The organism is Pseudomonas sp. TCU-HL1 (genome assembly GCF_001708505.1).
Classification (GTDB): Bacteria; Pseudomonadota; Gammaproteobacteria; order Pseudomonadales; family Pseudomonadaceae; genus Metapseudomonas.
On sequence record NZ_CP015992.1, the window covers coordinates 5,714,192 to 5,729,086 of the forward strand.

Here is a 14,895-nt window from a genome sequence, read left to right on the forward strand (position 1 = left end):
GCTGGACCCGAAGCTGGCGCAGCGGTGGCGGAGCAGCTCTAGCTCGGGGCTTTCAGCCGACCGCGCCGCGCAGTCTGTAGTTTTACTACGAAAGATTGTATCCAGAGTGCTGAAACCTTCGTCGATTTGTAGTAAAACTACACGAGCCCGGTTCTACCCCCGGTAACAAGAATTTCGCCGCGACCGCCCCACAAGGCCGGCCGTGACCACTGGCATCCGATTCTGGAAGCCTTTCCGCCCTGGAGCAAGCCATGCAAGACCTCGATCCCGTCGAAACCCAGGAATGGCTGGACGCCCTGGAGTCCGTTCTCGACAAAGAAGGCGAAGACCGCGCGCATTACCTGCTGACCCGCATGGGTGAGCTGGCCACCCGCAGCGGCACCCAACTGCCTTACGCCATCACCACGCCGTATCGCAACAGCATTCCCGTCACCCACGAAGCACGCATGCCTGGCGACCTGTTCATGGAACGCCGCATTCGCTCGATGGTGCGCTGGAACGCCCTGGCCATGGTGATGCGCACCAACCTGAACGACCCGGATCTGGGCGGCCACATCTCCAGCTTCGCGTCCTCGGCCACCCTCTACGACATCGGCTTCAACTACTTCTTCCAGGCACCCACCGATGAGCATGGCGGCGACCTGATCTTCTACCAGGGCCATGCCTCCCCCGGCATCTACGCCCGCGCCTTCCTCGAAGGCCGCATCACCGAAGACCAGATGACCAACTTCCGCCAGGAAGTGGACGGCAAGGGCCTGTCTTCCTACCCGCACCCGTGGCTGATGCCGGACTTCTGGCAGTTCCCCACCGTATCCATGGGCCTCGGCCCGATCCAGGCCATCTACCAGGCACGCTTCATGAAGTACCTGGAAAGCCGCGGCTTCATCCCCGCCGGCAAGCAGAAGGTCTGGTGCTTCATGGGCGACGGCGAGTGCGACGAGCCGGAATCCCTGGGCGCGATTTCCCTGGCCGGCCGCGAGAAGCTGGACAACCTGATCTTCGTCATCAACTGCAACCTGCAGCGCCTCGACGGCCCGGTTCGCGGCAACGGCAAGATCATCCAGGAACTGGAAGGCGTCTTCCGTGGTGCCCAGTGGAACGTCAACAAGGTCGTCTGGGGCCGCTTCTGGGACCCGCTGTTCGCCAAGGACACCGACGGCGCCCTGCAGCGTCGCATGGACGAAGTCGTCGACGGCGAGTACCAGAACTACAAGGCGAAGGACGGCGCGTACGTCCGCGAGAACTTCTTCAATTCCCCGAAACTCAAGGAAATGGTCAAAGACCTTTCCGATGACGAGATCTGGAAGCTCAACCGTGGCGGCCACGACCCCTACAAGGTCTATGCGGCCTACCACCAGGCGGTCAACCACAAGGGCCAGCCGACCGTTATCCTGGCCAAGACCATCAAAGGCTATGGCACAGGTGCAGGCGAAGCGCAGAACACCGCCCACAACACCAAGAAGGTCGACGTCGAGAGCCTGAAGCAGTTCCGCGACCGTTTCGACATCCCGGTCAACGATGCCGACCTGGAAAAACTGCCCTTCTACCGTCCGCAGGAAGGCAGCGCCGAGCACAAGTACCTGCACGAGCGCCGCGCCGCGCTGGGTGGCTACGTGCCGCAGCGTCGCGTCAACAGCTTCAGCATCCCGACCCCGCCGCTGGAAACCCTCAAGGCCATCCTCGACGGTTCGGGCGATCGTGAAATTTCGACCACCATGTCCTTCGTGCGCATCCTGGCGCAGCTGGTCAAGGATAAGGAACTCGGCCAGCGCATCGTCCCGATCATCCCGGACGAAGCCCGCACCTTCGGCATGGAAGGCATGTTCCGCCAGTTGGGCATCTACTCCTCGGTCGGCCAGCTCTACGAGCCGGTGGATAAGGACCAGGTGATGTTCTACAAGGAGGACAAGAAGGGCCAGATCCTCGAGGAAGGCATCAACGAAGCGGGCGCCATGAGCTCCTTCATCGCTGCCGGCACCTCCTACAGCAACCACAACCAGCCGATGCTGCCGTTCTACATCTTCTATTCGATGTTCGGCTTCCAGCGTATCGGCGACCTGGCCTGGGCAGCCGGCGACAGCCGCACCCGCGGCTTCCTGATCGGCGGCACCTCCGGCCGGACCACCCTGAACGGCGAAGGCCTGCAGCACGAGGACGGCCACAGCCACATCATGGCGGCCACCATCCCGAACTGCCGAACCTACGACCCCACCTACGGCTACGAGCTGGCGGTGATCGTGCGTGAAGGCATCCGCCAGATGACCGAAGAACAGCAGAACGTTTTCTACTACATCACCGTGATGAACGAGGCCTATCAGCAACCAGCCCTGCCGGCTGGCGCCGAGGAAGGCATCATCAAGGGCATGTACCTGCTGGAAGAAGACAAGAAAGACGCCGCACACCATGTGCAGCTGCTGGGCTCCGGCACCATCCTGCGCGAAGTTCGCGAAGCGGCGAAGATCCTCCGCGAAGAGTTCAATGTCGGCGCCGACATCTGGAGCGTCACCAGCTTCAACGAGCTGCGTCGCGACGCCCTCGCGGTGGAGCGTCACAACCGCCTGCACCCGGAACAGAAACCCCAGCAGTCCTTCGTCGAGCAGTGCCTGTCCGGCCGCAAGGGCCCGGTCGTGGCGTCCACCGACTACATGAAGCTGTTTGCCGACCAGATTCGCCAGTGGGTTCCGAGCAAGGAATACAAGGTACTTGGCACCGACGGCTTCGGCCGCAGCGACACCCGCAAGAAACTGCGTCACTTCTTCGAAGTGGACCGTTACTGGGTAGTGCTGGCGACCCTGGAAGCCCTGGCGGATCGCGGCGAGATCGAACCAAAGGTCGTGGCCGAGGCCATCGCCAAATTCGGTATCGATCCTGAAAAACGCAACCCGCTGGACTGTTAAGAATCGGTTTAAGAGCGTCGTGAGCACAGCTCAGACAAGGAGGGAACGGGGGCAGACGCGGAGTTTACTCCAGTAAATGAGCAGTCTGAGCCCGTTTCCGACGCAGTATGAGCAAGCGCAACAGCTATTAAACAGGTTCTCTGAGGAGACGCATTGTGAGTGAAATGATTCGCGTACCCGACATCGGCAGCGGCGAAGGTGAAGTAATCGAGCTGTTCGTCAAAGTTGGCGACCGCATCGAAGCCGATCAGAGCCTGCTGACCCTGGAGTCGGACAAGGCCAGCATGGAAATCCCCGCGCCCAAGGCCGGTGTGATCAAGAGCCTGAAGGTCAAGCTGGGTGATCGCCTGAAGGAAGGCGATGAACTGCTGGAGTTGGAAGTCGAGGGCACCGCCGCTGCGGCGCCTGCGCAGGCAGCCACTCCCACCCCCAAGGCCGAAGAGAAACCCGCTGCCGCCCCTGCGGCCGCCAGCTCCAGCGTGCAGGACATCTTCGTTCCGGACATCGGTTCGGGTGGCACTGCCAAGGTCATCGAGGTGCTGGTCAAGGCCGGTGACACCGTCGAAGCCGAGCAGTCTCTGATCACCCTGGAATCCGACAAGGCCAGCATGGAGATCCCCTCCCCCGCCGCCGGCGTGGTGGAGAGCGTAGAAGTCAAGCTGGATGCCGACGTCGGCACCGGCGACCTGATCCTCAAGCTGCGCGTCGCTGGCGTCGCTCCCGCTGCTGCCCAGACTCCGGTCCAGGCCGCTGCGCCTACGGCCGCCCCGGCACCGGCTGCTGCTCCTGCCCCCGCGGCTGCCGCCTCGGTGCAGGACATCAAGGTTCCGGACATCGGTTCGGCCGGCAAGGCCAAGGTCATCGAAGTCCTGGTCAAGGCCGGCGACACCGTCGAAGCCGACCAGTCGCTGATCACCCTGGAATCCGACAAGGCCAGCATGGAAATCCCCTCGCCGGCTGCCGGCGTAGTGGAAAGCGTCGAGGTCAAGCTGGACGCCGAAGTCGGCACCGGTGACCTGATCCTCAAGCTCAAGGTCGCAGGCGCCGCACCTGCTGCGGAACAACCGGTGCATCGCGTACCGGAAGGCGCTCACCCGGTCGCCGCCGCCGAGGTCACCGCCATCGCGGCCCTGGCCGCAGCCGCCGCGAACACCACCGGCGTACCGGCGCGCTCCAGTGGCGCCAAGGTCCACGCAGGCCCGGCAGTTCGCCAACTGGCCCGCGAGTTTGGCGTCGACCTGGCCGTCGTGCCGGCCACCGGCCCACATGGCCGCGTGCTGAAGGAAGACGTGCAGACCTACGTCAAGGCCATGATGCAGAAGGCCAAGGAAGCCCCGGCCGCAGCTGCTGGCGCAACCGGCGGAGCCGGAATCCCGCCGATCCCGGCAGTGGACTTCAGCAAGTTCGGTGAAATCGAAGAAGTGGCGATGACCCGCCTGATGCAGGTCGGCGCCGCCAACCTGCATCGCAGCTGGCTCAACGTCCCACACGTGACCCAGTTCGATTCGGCCGACATCACCGAACTGGAAGCCTTCCGTGTGGCCCAGAAGGCTGTGGCGGAAAAGGCCGGCGTGAAACTGACCGTGCTGCCGCTGCTGCTCAAGGCCTGCGCCTACCTGCTCAAGGAACTGCCGGACTTCAACAGCTCCCTGGCGCCCAGTGGCAAGGCACTGATCCGCAAGAAGTACGTGCACATCGGCTTTGCCGTGGACACCCCGGACGGCCTGCTGGTGCCGGTGATCCGCGACGTAGACCAGAAGAGCCTGCTGCAACTGGCTGCCGAAGCCGCTGCCCTGGCTGAGAAAGCCCGGACCAAGAAGCTCTCGGCAGACGACATGCAGGGCGCCTGCTTCACCATCTCCAGCCTTGGCCACATTGGCGGCACCGGCTTCACGCCGATCGTCAACGCGCCTGAGGTGGCGATCCTGGGCGTGTCCAAGGCCGCAATGCAGCCGGTATGGGATGGCAAGGCCTTCCAGCCTCGCCTGATGTTGCCGCTGTCGCTGTCGTACGACCACCGCGTGATCAACGGCGCCGCCGCCGCGCGCTTCACCAAGCGCCTTGGCGACGTGCTGGCAGATATTCGCACCATGCTGCTGTAACCCGCTGTTATTCGCGAGCACGCCACGCTCGTACCTCAACCCCGTCCCCTGAGGCGGGGTTTTTTTTGGCTGTTCGATAGCCCCTGCCCGGCAACGCGACTGTGTATTCACGCACAGTTCCCGCCACGGGTTTTCCACTTGCGAAAAGCACGGCGCAGCACGCTTGCCAGTGCCATCATCATGATGCACCCTTGCCCGATGCTTTGAGGAAGTAGGCCGGACCCTCTCCCGGCCAGAGAAGTGGAAGCCCAGCGCCCGATGAAGAGCCATCCCGATGCCGCCAGCCGTACGGTGGCCGAGATAGTGACGCAGTTGCCCGTCCCTTCGCGGCTGGGCCTGATGCGTTTCGAGCGGCTCAATGAAGCCAGCTGGGCGATGCTTTTCCTCGATCCGGCCTGCGAGCGCCAGTTCGGCCTGCCAGCCAGCGAACTCTGCGCCCTGATCGACTCCCCCTACGCCAGCCTGATGGAGCCCGAAAGCCGCTACCGGCTGCACGACGAGGTGCAGCTGCAGCTGGCCGAGTCCCCCCACTACTCCATCCACTACACCTTGCATACGCCCAACGGTCCGCTGCGCATGCTGGAAGTGGGCGAAGCATTCCAGCAGCACGGGCGCCATTTGCTGCGTGGCTATCTGTTGGTGGCGGGCGAAGCGACAGAACCGAAGGACCGGCTGGTCAACCTCGACCTGGAAGCCCAGAACAACCGGTTACGCACCTCGCTGGAGCTCTACCAGCGTTCCCAGGATGACCATCTGCAGCACCTGATCCGCTCCCGTGCGCAGCAAAGCTTGATCGTTCGCCTGGCGCGCCACCGCTATACCTCCAGCGACCCGGCCGAGGAGGCTGCGCAGCTCATCACCCAGGCGGCCTGCGAAGCCTACGACGTGGCCCGTACCGGCATCTGGGTGTTCGAAGGCAACCAACTGGTGGCGGTCAGCCTCTTCCGCCGCGACCAGGATCACCACGAGCACCCGCGCTCGATCGACATGAGCCAGTTCCCGCACTACCTGGAAGCCCTTCACAGCGGCCGCGCCATCGACGCGCACAAGGCCCAGAGCGACCCCCGCACCAGCGAGCTGACCAAAGGCTACCTCCACCCCCAGGGCATCACCGCCATGCTCGATGCCAGCATCCGCATCGGCGGCGAAGTGGTGGGCGTGCTCTGCCTGGAGCACATCGGTGCGCCACGGGTCTGGCAGAGCGATGAAATCGCCTTCGCCGGCGAACTGGCCGACCAGTTCGCCCAAGTCATGGTCAACCAGCAGCGGCGCCACGCCACCAGCGCCTTGCACCTGTTCCAGCGCGCCGTGGAACAGAGCGCCAGCGCCTTCCTGCTGGTGGACCGCGACGGCCTGGTGGAGTACGTCAACCCCAGCTTCACCGCCATCACCCAGTACAGCGCCGACGAAGTACACGGCCGCCGGCTGTCGGACCTGCCGGCGCTGGAGAATCTCAGCGAGCTCTTGTTCGACACCCGTTCGGGGCTGGCCGCCTGCAACAGCTGGCAGGGCGAGTTCCGCAGCCGGCGCAAGAACCTCGAGCCCTATTGGGGGCAGCTGTCGATCTCCAAGGTGTTCGGCGAGGACGGCGAGCTCACCCACTACATCGGCATCTACGAGGACGTCACCCAGAGCAAGCTGGCCCAGCAGCGCATCGAGAAGCTGGCCTACACCGACAATCTCACCGGCCTCGGCAATCGCCCCTACTTCATCCGCACCCTCGAAGAGCGATTCCGCAGCGACCACGACACCCCGCTCTGCCTGCTGCTGGTGGACATCGACAACTTCAAGCGAATCAACGACAGCCTGGGCCACCAGACCGGCGACAAGCTGCTGGTGAGCCTGGCCCGGCGCCTGCGCAACAGCCTGAGCCCAAACGGCATCCTGGCGCGCTTCGCCAGCAACGAGTTTGCGGTCCTGCTCGACGGCTCCGACCTGGAAAGTGGTCGCCGCATTGCCGCCCAGGTCCTGCAGACCCTGGACAAACCGCTGTTCGTCGACAACCAGTTGATCAGCGTCACCGGATCCCTGGGCCTGGCGTGCGCCCCCGTGCATGGGCGTGACCCGCAAACACTGATGAAACATGCCGGTCTTGCGCTGCACAAGGCCAAGGCCAACGGTAAACACCAGTTGCAGCTGTTCACCGAAGCGCTGAACGCCGAGGCCAGTTACAAGCTGTTCGTCGAGAACAACCTGCGCCGCGCCCTGGCGCAGAACGAGCTGGAAGTCTTCTACCAGCCCAAGCTGTGCCTCAAGAGTGGCCAGTTGCTGGGCATGGAAGCACTGCTGCGCTGGCACCATCCGGAAAAGGGCATGATCAGCCCGGACCAGTTCATCAGCGTGGCGGAAGAGACCGGCATGATCATCCCCATCGGCAAATGGGTGATCCGCGAAGCCTGCCGCATGAGCAAGCGCATCGCCACCGCCGGGCTGGGCGAGCTGCAGGTGGCAATCAACCTGTCGCCCAAGCAGTTCAGCGACCCCGACCTGGTAGGCTCCATCGCCGCCATCCTCCATGAGGAACAACTGCCGCCCAGGCAATTGGAACTGGAGCTCACCGAAGGCCTGCTGCTGGAAGCCACCGACGATACCCGCCAACAGCTCAACCACTTGAAGAGCCTGGGCCTGACCCTGGCCATGGACGACTTTGGCACCGGCTACTCGTCGCTCAGCTACCTGAAGAAATTCCCCATCGACGTGATCAAGATCGATCGCAGCTTCATCAAGGACATTCCCGAAAACCAGGACGACAAGGAGATCACCTCCGCCGTGATCGCCATGGCCCACAAGCTCAAGCTCAAAGTGGTCGCCGAGGGGATCGAGACCGCGGCCCAGTTGGGCTTCCTGCGTCGCCAGCATTGCGACGTCGGCCAGGGTTACCTGTTCGACAAGCCGATTTCCGGCGAGCACCTGTTCGAGAACCTGGGCCGTTATCCCCGCCGCAAAGGTACGTGAGACGCGGTAACATCGACCAACGCCGTATTCAGGAAACGAGGAGAAGGCCGATGGTCCTGCGTTCACAAATACTCGCCCACAGACTCGAGCTGCCCAGCGCCGCCCAGGCCCTTCCCGGCCGCGAAGCGCCGATGCCGGTGCCCGCCAGCCATTACGTCAACGGCTGTCCGCTGCAGGGGCCCTTCCCCGCCGGCCTGCAAGTAGCACAGTTCGGCCTGGGTTGTTTCTGGGGCGCGGAGCGACGCTTCTGGCAACAGCCTGGGGTCTGGACCACCGCCGTGGGCTACGCCGGCGGCTTCACACCGAACCCGACCTACGACGAAGTCTGCTCCGGCCTGACCGGCCACACTGAAGTGGTGCTGGTGGTGTTCGATCCGCGAGAAACCAGTTTCGACGATCTGCTGAAAGTGTTCTGGGAAGCGCACAACCCGACCCAGGGCATGCGTCAGGGCAATGACGTCGGCACCCAGTACCGTTCGGCCATCTACATCTACGACGCAGACCAACTCGCCGCCGCCCGTGCCAGCCTGGAAATCTTCCAGGCCGAACTGGAAAAAGCCGGTTTTGGCGCCATCACCACCGAAATCGGTGAGGCTCCCACCTTCTATTACGCCGAGGCCTATCACCAGCAATACCTGGCGAAGAATCCCGGCGGTTACTGCGGCCTGGGCGGCACCGGGGTGTGCCTGCCCGCCGGAAGAAGGGCAGGCGGGGTGGGTGCCGAAGGATTAGACTGACGTGGCCAATCGCCACCTGATCGCCCGATATGCCGCCCCAAGCCCACTACATCCAACCCGAACAGCTCTGCATCGGCCTCTACATCCAACTGGAACTGGGCTGGTGGGAGCACGACTTCGCCTTCAGCAATTTCAAGGTCAAGGACGAGGCCCAGATCAGGTCGCTGCAAGCCCTCGGCCTGCAGCGACTGCGCTACGACCCGTCCCGCAGCGACTGCGAGCCGCTGCCATTGCCCTCCACAGCCGACGAGCAACCCGAAGCGCCAGCAGTAGAAGATCCCCAGGTCCGGGCGCGACAAGTACGCGTCGAGAAGCTCCGCCATCTTCGCCAGCGCGTGGCCGAAGTGGATCGCCGCTTCATCCAGGCCAGCCAGCAGGTCAAGACACTGAACCAGACCTTGCGCAGCCGCCCGGAAGAAGCGGTCAAGCAGGCCGGGGCCATCGTCGTCGAACTGGTCGAAACCCTGCTCGGTGGAACAGGCGCAGTGCTTCACAGCATCACCGGCAAGGCAGCTGAAGACAGCTATTTCCACGCCCTTAACGTGACCGTTCTGGCCCTGCTGCTGGGCCGCCAGTTGGGCCTGGATACCGAGGCCTGCCACAGCCTTGGCCTGGGCGCCCTCTTGCATGACATAGGCAAGCTGGAGGTCCCCAGCAAGGTGCTGCTGAAAAGTGAGCCCCTGACCAAGCCCGAGCAGCAGTTCCTGCAGCTGCATACCGATTTCGGCCTGAAGATGGGACAACGCCTGATGCTCGACGACGAGGTGCTGCGCATCATTCACGAGCACCACGAACACTGTGATGGAAGCGGTTACCCGCGTGGCCTGCGGGAAGCAGGAATTGATCGCCTGAGCAAACTGGTGACGATCACCAACCAGTTCGACAACCTCTGCAACCCCCTGGACCCACGCAGCGCGCTCAGCCCCCACGAGGCCCTGGCGCTGATGTTCAAGCAGCAGCGCTCGCGCTTCGACGAGGTGGCCCTGAAGGCCTTCATACGCGCCATGGGGATCTACCCGCCCGGCAGCCTGGTGCAGCTGGAGGACGAACGCTACGCCCTGGTGCTGGGAGGAAACCCGACCCAGCCACTGAAGCCGACGCTGATCCTCCACGACCCGGCCGTGCCCAAGCAGGAAGCACTGATCCTGGACCTGGAGCAGGAACCGGGCCTGGCCATCACCCGCAGCTTGCGCCCGGCACAGCTACCGCTGGAGGTGCTGGAATATCTCAGCCCCCGTCGGCAACTGAGCTACTTCATCGAGCCGCAACCGGGACGCGGCTGATCCCGGCGCAGCACGGCCGGATCACTCCTCGATCAGCCAGTCCAGCTGCCAGCCACCCTTGCTCTGGGCGAGGCGCTCAGCGAGCCAGGGCAGGACCTGGCGCAGTTCATCCTCGATGCCCCACGGCGGGTTGACGATCGCCAGCCCGGAGCCGTTCAGCCCGGAGTCTGCCGAGTCAGTCGCGTGCACCCGCAGCTCTGCACGCAGCAGCTTGGGCGCACCACTGGCTTGCAGGCCTTGGTAGAAACGCTTGAGCTGGCGCTGATCCTTGATCGGGTACCAGATGACGACTACCACCTGACGCATGCGTCCAATGGCTTCCTTCAACGCCGTGACGCAACGCTCAAGCTCGTCGGCTTGCTCGAAGGGCGGGTCGATCAGCATCAGCGCGCGCTTTTCCGGCGCCGGCAGCATTGCTCGGGGCAGGTGCCAACCCTCGCCCAGATGAACGGCAACACGGCGATCACCGGCCATGTTGTCTTTCAGCAGCAGTCCGTCTTGCGGGTGCTTCTCGTTGAGCTGGACGCGGTCCTGGGGACGCGTGAGGCGCCGCGCCAGCTCCGGCGAACCGGGGTAGTAGCGCAGACTGCCGTCCGGGTTCAGGTCATGGATTACCCGCAGGTAATCGTCCATCGGTGCCGGCAGGTCAGGCAGGTCCCAGAGGCGGCCGATGCCTTCGCGCCATTCGTCGGTGCGACTGGCCTGATCGCCCAGGAGGTCATACAGGCCGACGCCAGCGTGGCTATCGAGGTAGGCGAAAGGTGCGTCCTTGCGCGACAACAGGGCGATCAGGCGGGCCAGGGTGAAATGTTTGAGCACGTCGGCGTGGTTGCCGGCGTGAAAGGCGTGGCGGTAGTTCATGGGGAATCCTCGCAAGGCGCGCATTCTACCAGTCAGCGCCCCATCACGGCTTCACCCCCTTTATCACGGTCATGGATGTTACTAGGCGCTCTTCATTCACCGATCTAGACTCCGCTGATCCCACCGGAGAGCGACCATGTCCGAGACCCTGCTCAGTTCCCGCAACCTGGCCTTCGAACTCTACGAAGTCCTGGACGCCGAAGCCCTGACCCAGCGCGAGCCCTTCGCCGAACACAATCGCGAAACCTTCGATGCCGCCCTCGGCACCGCCCGCAGCATCGCCGAGAAGTTCTTCTCCCCCCACAACCGCAAGGGCGACGAGCATGAGCCGGAGTACGTGGACGGCGCCGCCACCCTGATCCCGGAAGTGAAACCAGCTGTCGACGCCTTCCTCGAAGCCGGCTTCCTCAACGCCACTCGCAGTTTCGAACAAGGCGGCATGCAACTGCCGACCCTGCTCTCCCAGGCCTGCTTCGCCCACTTCCAGGCTGCCAACGTCGGCAGTTCGGCGTACCCCTTCCTGACCATGGGCGCTGCCAACCTGATCGAAAGCTTCGGCAACGACGAACAGAAGCAGCGCTTCCTCCAGCCCATGATCGAAGGCCGCTTCTTCGGCACCATGGCGCTGACTGAGCCGCATGCCGGCTCCTCCCTGTCGGACATCCGCACCCGCGCCGAGCCGGCCGCCGACGGCACCTACCGCATCAAGGGCAACAAGATCTTCATCTCCGGCGGCGACCACCCGCTTTCGGACAACATCGTGCACATGGTCCTGGCCAAGCTGCCGGACGCGCCGCCCGGCGTGAAGGGCATTTCGCTGTTCATCGTGCCCAAGTTCCTGGTCAACGACGACGGCTCCCTCGGCAAACGCAACGACGTGATCCTGGCGGGCCTGTTCCACAAGATGGGCTACCGCGGCACCACCTCCACCGCACTGAATTTCGGCGATAAGGGCGACTGCGTCGGCTATCTGGTAGGCAAGCCCCACGCTGGCCTGTCGTACATGTTCCAGATGATGAACGAAGCCCGCATCGGCGTCGGCATGGGCGCGGTGATGCTTGGCTACGCCGGCTACCTCTATTCCCTGGAGTACGCCCGCGAGCGTCCCCAGGGCCGCCTGCCGGACGGCAAGGACCCGACCTCGCCCCAGGTCTCGATCATCCAGCACGCCGACGTACGTCGCATGCTGCTGACCCAGAAGGCTTACGTGGAAGGCGCCTTCGACCTCGGCCTGTACTCGGCACGCCTGTTCGACGACACCCAGACCCTGGCTACCGAACAAGAGCGCCAGCAGGCCCATGAGCTGCTCGACCTGCTCACCCCGATCGTCAAGTCCTGGCCTTCCGAGTTCTGCCTCAAGGCCAACGAGTTGGCCATCCAGATCCTCGGCGGCCACGGCTATACCCGCGAATACCCGGTGGAACAGTACTACCGCGACAATCGCCTGAACCCCATCCATGAAGGCACCCACGGCATCCAGTCCCTCGACCTGCTCGGACGCAAGCTGGCGCAGAACAAGGGCGCCGGCCTCAAGCAACTGACCCGGCTGATCCAGGACTGCTGCGAACGCGCCGCCGCCTACGAGTCGCTAAACACCCTGCGCCAGCCGCTGGAGCAGCTGCTGGCGCGCCTGTCCAACGTCACCCTGGCACTGCTCGGCGACCTGATGCAGGGCAAGGTCAACCAGGCCCTGGCCAACTCGGCGCTGTACCTGAAGGCCTTCGGCCACACGGTGATCGGCTGGCGCTGGCTGGAACAGGCTATCCGCGCCGAACAGGGCCTGGCCCGTGGCAACGCCGCAGACGTCGACTTCTATAAGGGCAAGCTGCAGGCGGCGCGTTACTTCCTGACCTGGGAAGTGCCCGGATGCCACCACGACCTGGCCCTGCTCGAAACCCGCGACGACACCTGCCTGGCGATGCAGGACAACTGGTTCTGACCCTTTTCCAGGGTTCTTCACGCCCCGCGCACATGCGGGGCTTTTTTATGCCTGCCACCCGGCGCTGCCGATCCGGCCCTACCCGTCCGGACAGCCTAACCACCCGACGCGGAGTTTCCTCGGAATTTGTGCCGATCAGTGCTTGCGGCCCTTTGCGGGTCGCAGGTTAGAATCCGGCTGGCATGCACGCTGCATGCACCCTCCCCGTTTCATCGAATATCACGCCAGGAGCTTCATTACGTGGACGCAGCAGCCATCAATAGCCTGTTCCTGATCGGCGCATTGCTGGTCGGCGCAAGCATTCTGGTGAGCTCGTTCTCCTCGCGTCTTGGCATCCCGATCCTGGTTATCATCCTCGCTGTCGGCATGATCGCCGGCGTCGACGGGCCAGGCGGCATCGGTTTCAGCAACTACCCACTGGCCTATCTGGTGGGCAACCTGGCACTGGCGATCATCCTGCTCGACGGTGGTCTGCGAACGCGGGTTTCCAGCTTCCGTGTGGCCCTCTGGCCGGCCCTGTCGCTGGCCACGGTCGGCGTGCTGATCACCACCGGCCTGACCGGCGTGGCCGCCGCCTGGCTGTTCAACCTCGACCTCATGCAGGGCCTTCTGATCGGCGCCATCGTCGGCTCCACGGACGCCGCTGCGGTGTTCTCGCTGCTCGGCGGCAAGGGCCTCAACGAGCGGGTCACCGCCACCCTGGAGATCGAATCCGGCAGCAACGACCCGATGGCGGTGTTCCTCACCGTCACCCTGATCGACATGCTGGCCAAGGGGCAGACCGATATCAGCCTCAGCTTCCTCGCCCACCTGCTCAGGGAATTCGGCATCGGCTCCCTGCTCGGCCTCACCGGTGGCTGGCTGCTGCTGCAGATGATCAATCGCATCAACCTGCCGAACGGGCTCTACCCGCTGCTGGTGGTCAGTGGGGGCCTGCTGACCTTCGCCCTGACCAACACCCTGCACGGCAGCGGCATCCTCGCCGCCTACCTCTGCGGCCTGGTGCTGGGCAACCGTCCGATCCGCAGCCGCCACAGCATCCTGCACATGCTCGATGGCATGACCTGGCTGGCACAGATCGGCATGTTCCTCGTCCTCGGCCTGCTGGTAACGCCCCACGACATGCTGCCCATCGCCATCCCGGCCCTGGGCTTGGCACTGTGGATGATCCTCTTCGCACGCCCGCTCTCGGTACTGGTCGGCCTGGCGCCCTTCCGCGCCTTCCATACCCGCGAAAAGGCGTTCATCGCCTGGGTGGGCCTGCGCGGTGCGGTTCCCATCATCCTCGCGGTGTTCCCGTTGATGGCCGGACTGCCCAACGCCCAGCTGTTCTTCAACCTGGCTTTCTTCATCGTGCTGGTCTCCCTGGTGCTGCAAGGCACCAGTCTGCCCTGGGCCGCGAAGCTGCTGCGGGTGACCGTACCGCCGGAGCCGGCCCCCATTTCCCGCACCGGCCTGGAAGTCCACCCCACCAGCGAGTGGGAGCTGTTCGTCTATCGCCTGGGTGCCGAAAAATGGTGCATCGGCGCGGCCCTTCGCGAACTGAAGATGCCCGAAGGCACCCGTATCGCGGCACTGTTCCGTGGCAAGGAACTGTTGCACCCCTCGGGCAGTACCACCCTGGACGCCGGCGACATCCTTTGCGTGGTCGGCCATGAACACGACCTGCCCGCCCTCGGCAAATTGTTCAGCCAGGCGCCGCAACGCGGCCTGGACCTGCGCTTCTTCGGTGACTTCGTGCTGGAGGGCGATGCCCAGCTCTCGGCCGTGGCCTCGCTCTACGGTCTCAAGCTTGGCGAACAGGACGGCCAGATGCCGCTGGGCCGCTTCATCTCCCACGAGATCGGCGGCGAGCCGGTCGTGGGCGACCAGGTGGAGTGGAACGGCCTGACCTGGACGGTCGCGCTGATGGAAGGGAACAAGGTGCGCAAAGTAGGCGTCAAATTTCCCGAAGGGCAGTCCCGCCCCGGCCTGTTCCTCTGAAGGAGCCCATCCGGGACGGCCCTTTTCGTAACCTTCAGGAATCCGTGGGTTCGCCGCGATGCGAACCCGGATAACAACCGCTCGTGCCAGCCGGCCCCGTCATGCCCGCCCTGGCATATCATTAGCCGCATTCGAACC

Annotated in this window: 8 protein-coding genes; 7 read left to right on the forward strand and 1 reads right to left on the reverse strand. The window is 64.1% G+C overall.

Features of this window, described 5'->3' with window-relative positions:
* Positions 1-251: 251 nt before the first annotated feature.
* The 5 genes from aceE to THL1_RS26210 all read left to right on the forward strand — a co-directional run bounded on the left by aceE (position 252) and on the right by THL1_RS26210 (position 9,974).
* A complete protein-coding gene (gene aceE / locus THL1_RS26190; protein WP_069085972.1) occupies positions 252-2,897 on the forward strand; it encodes a pyruvate dehydrogenase (acetyl-transferring), homodimeric type in 2,646 nt (881 codons plus the stop codon).
* Between the two features lie 155 nt (positions 2,898-3,052).
* A complete protein-coding gene (aceF, locus tag THL1_RS26195) occupies positions 3,053-4,999 on the forward strand; it encodes a dihydrolipoyllysine-residue acetyltransferase (RefSeq protein ID WP_069085973.1) in 1,947 nt (648 codons plus the stop codon).
* 258 nt (positions 5,000-5,257) lie between these two features.
* The gene (locus THL1_RS26200; protein WP_069086639.1) at positions 5,258-7,954 is read left to right on the forward strand and encodes a sensor domain-containing protein; all 2,697 of its coding nucleotides are present in this window, start codon (positions 5,258-5,260) and stop codon (positions 7,952-7,954) included.
* Positions 7,955-8,004: 50 nt separating this feature from the next.
* Positions 8,005-8,691 (forward strand): peptide-methionine (S)-S-oxide reductase MsrA, encoded by a 687-nt coding sequence (gene msrA / locus THL1_RS26205; RefSeq protein WP_069085974.1) that lies wholly within the window; start codon positions 8,005-8,007, stop codon positions 8,689-8,691.
* A gap of 29 nt (positions 8,692-8,720) precedes the next feature.
* Positions 8,721-9,974 (forward strand): HD-GYP domain-containing protein, encoded by a 1,254-nt coding sequence (locus THL1_RS26210; RefSeq protein ID WP_069085975.1) that lies wholly within the window; start codon positions 8,721-8,723, stop codon positions 9,972-9,974.
* A 21-nt stretch (positions 9,975-9,995) separates the two neighbouring features.
* Here the strand turns inward: THL1_RS26210 and THL1_RS26215 are convergent, their stop codons facing one another.
* Positions 9,996-10,835, reverse strand: a complete 840-nt coding sequence (locus tag THL1_RS26215) for a 23S rRNA (adenine(2030)-N(6))-methyltransferase RlmJ (RefSeq protein ID WP_069085976.1) — start codon at positions 10,833-10,835, stop codon at positions 9,996-9,998.
* Positions 10,836-10,971: 136 nt separating this feature from the next.
* Between THL1_RS26215 and THL1_RS26220 the strand changes: the two genes are divergently transcribed.
* Positions 10,972-12,774 carry an acyl-CoA dehydrogenase gene (locus THL1_RS26220; RefSeq protein ID WP_069085977.1) on the forward strand — a complete coding sequence of 601 codons (1,803 nt, stop codon included), beginning with the start codon at positions 10,972-10,974 and terminating at the stop codon, positions 12,772-12,774.
* A gap of 240 nt (positions 12,775-13,014) precedes the next feature.
* Positions 13,015-14,757, forward strand: a complete 1,743-nt coding sequence (locus THL1_RS26225; protein ID WP_069085978.1) for a potassium/proton antiporter — start codon at positions 13,015-13,017, stop codon at positions 14,755-14,757.
* Positions 14,758-14,895 lie beyond the last annotated feature (138 nt).

What these genes read in the sequence shown, in the direction of transcription:
- aceE (WP_069085972.1), top strand. Translation starts at nt 252, where the DNA reads ATGCAAGACCTCGATCCCGTCGAAACCCAGGAATGGCTGGACGCCCTG.
- THL1_RS26200 (WP_069086639.1), top strand. Translation starts at nt 5,258, where the DNA reads ATGAAGAGCCATCCCGATGCCGCCAGCCGTACGGTGGCCGAGATAGTG.
- msrA (WP_069085974.1), top strand. Translation starts at nt 8,005, where the DNA reads ATGGTCCTGCGTTCACAAATACTCGCCCACAGACTCGAGCTGCCCAGC.
- THL1_RS26210 (WP_069085975.1), top strand. Translation starts at nt 8,721, where the DNA reads ATGCCGCCCCAAGCCCACTACATCCAACCCGAACAGCTCTGCATCGGC.
- THL1_RS26215 (WP_069085976.1), bottom strand. Translation starts at nt 10,835, where the DNA reads ATGAACTACCGCCACGCCTTTCACGCCGGCAACCACGCCGACGTGCTC.
- THL1_RS26220 (WP_069085977.1), top strand. Translation starts at nt 10,972, where the DNA reads ATGTCCGAGACCCTGCTCAGTTCCCGCAACCTGGCCTTCGAACTCTAC.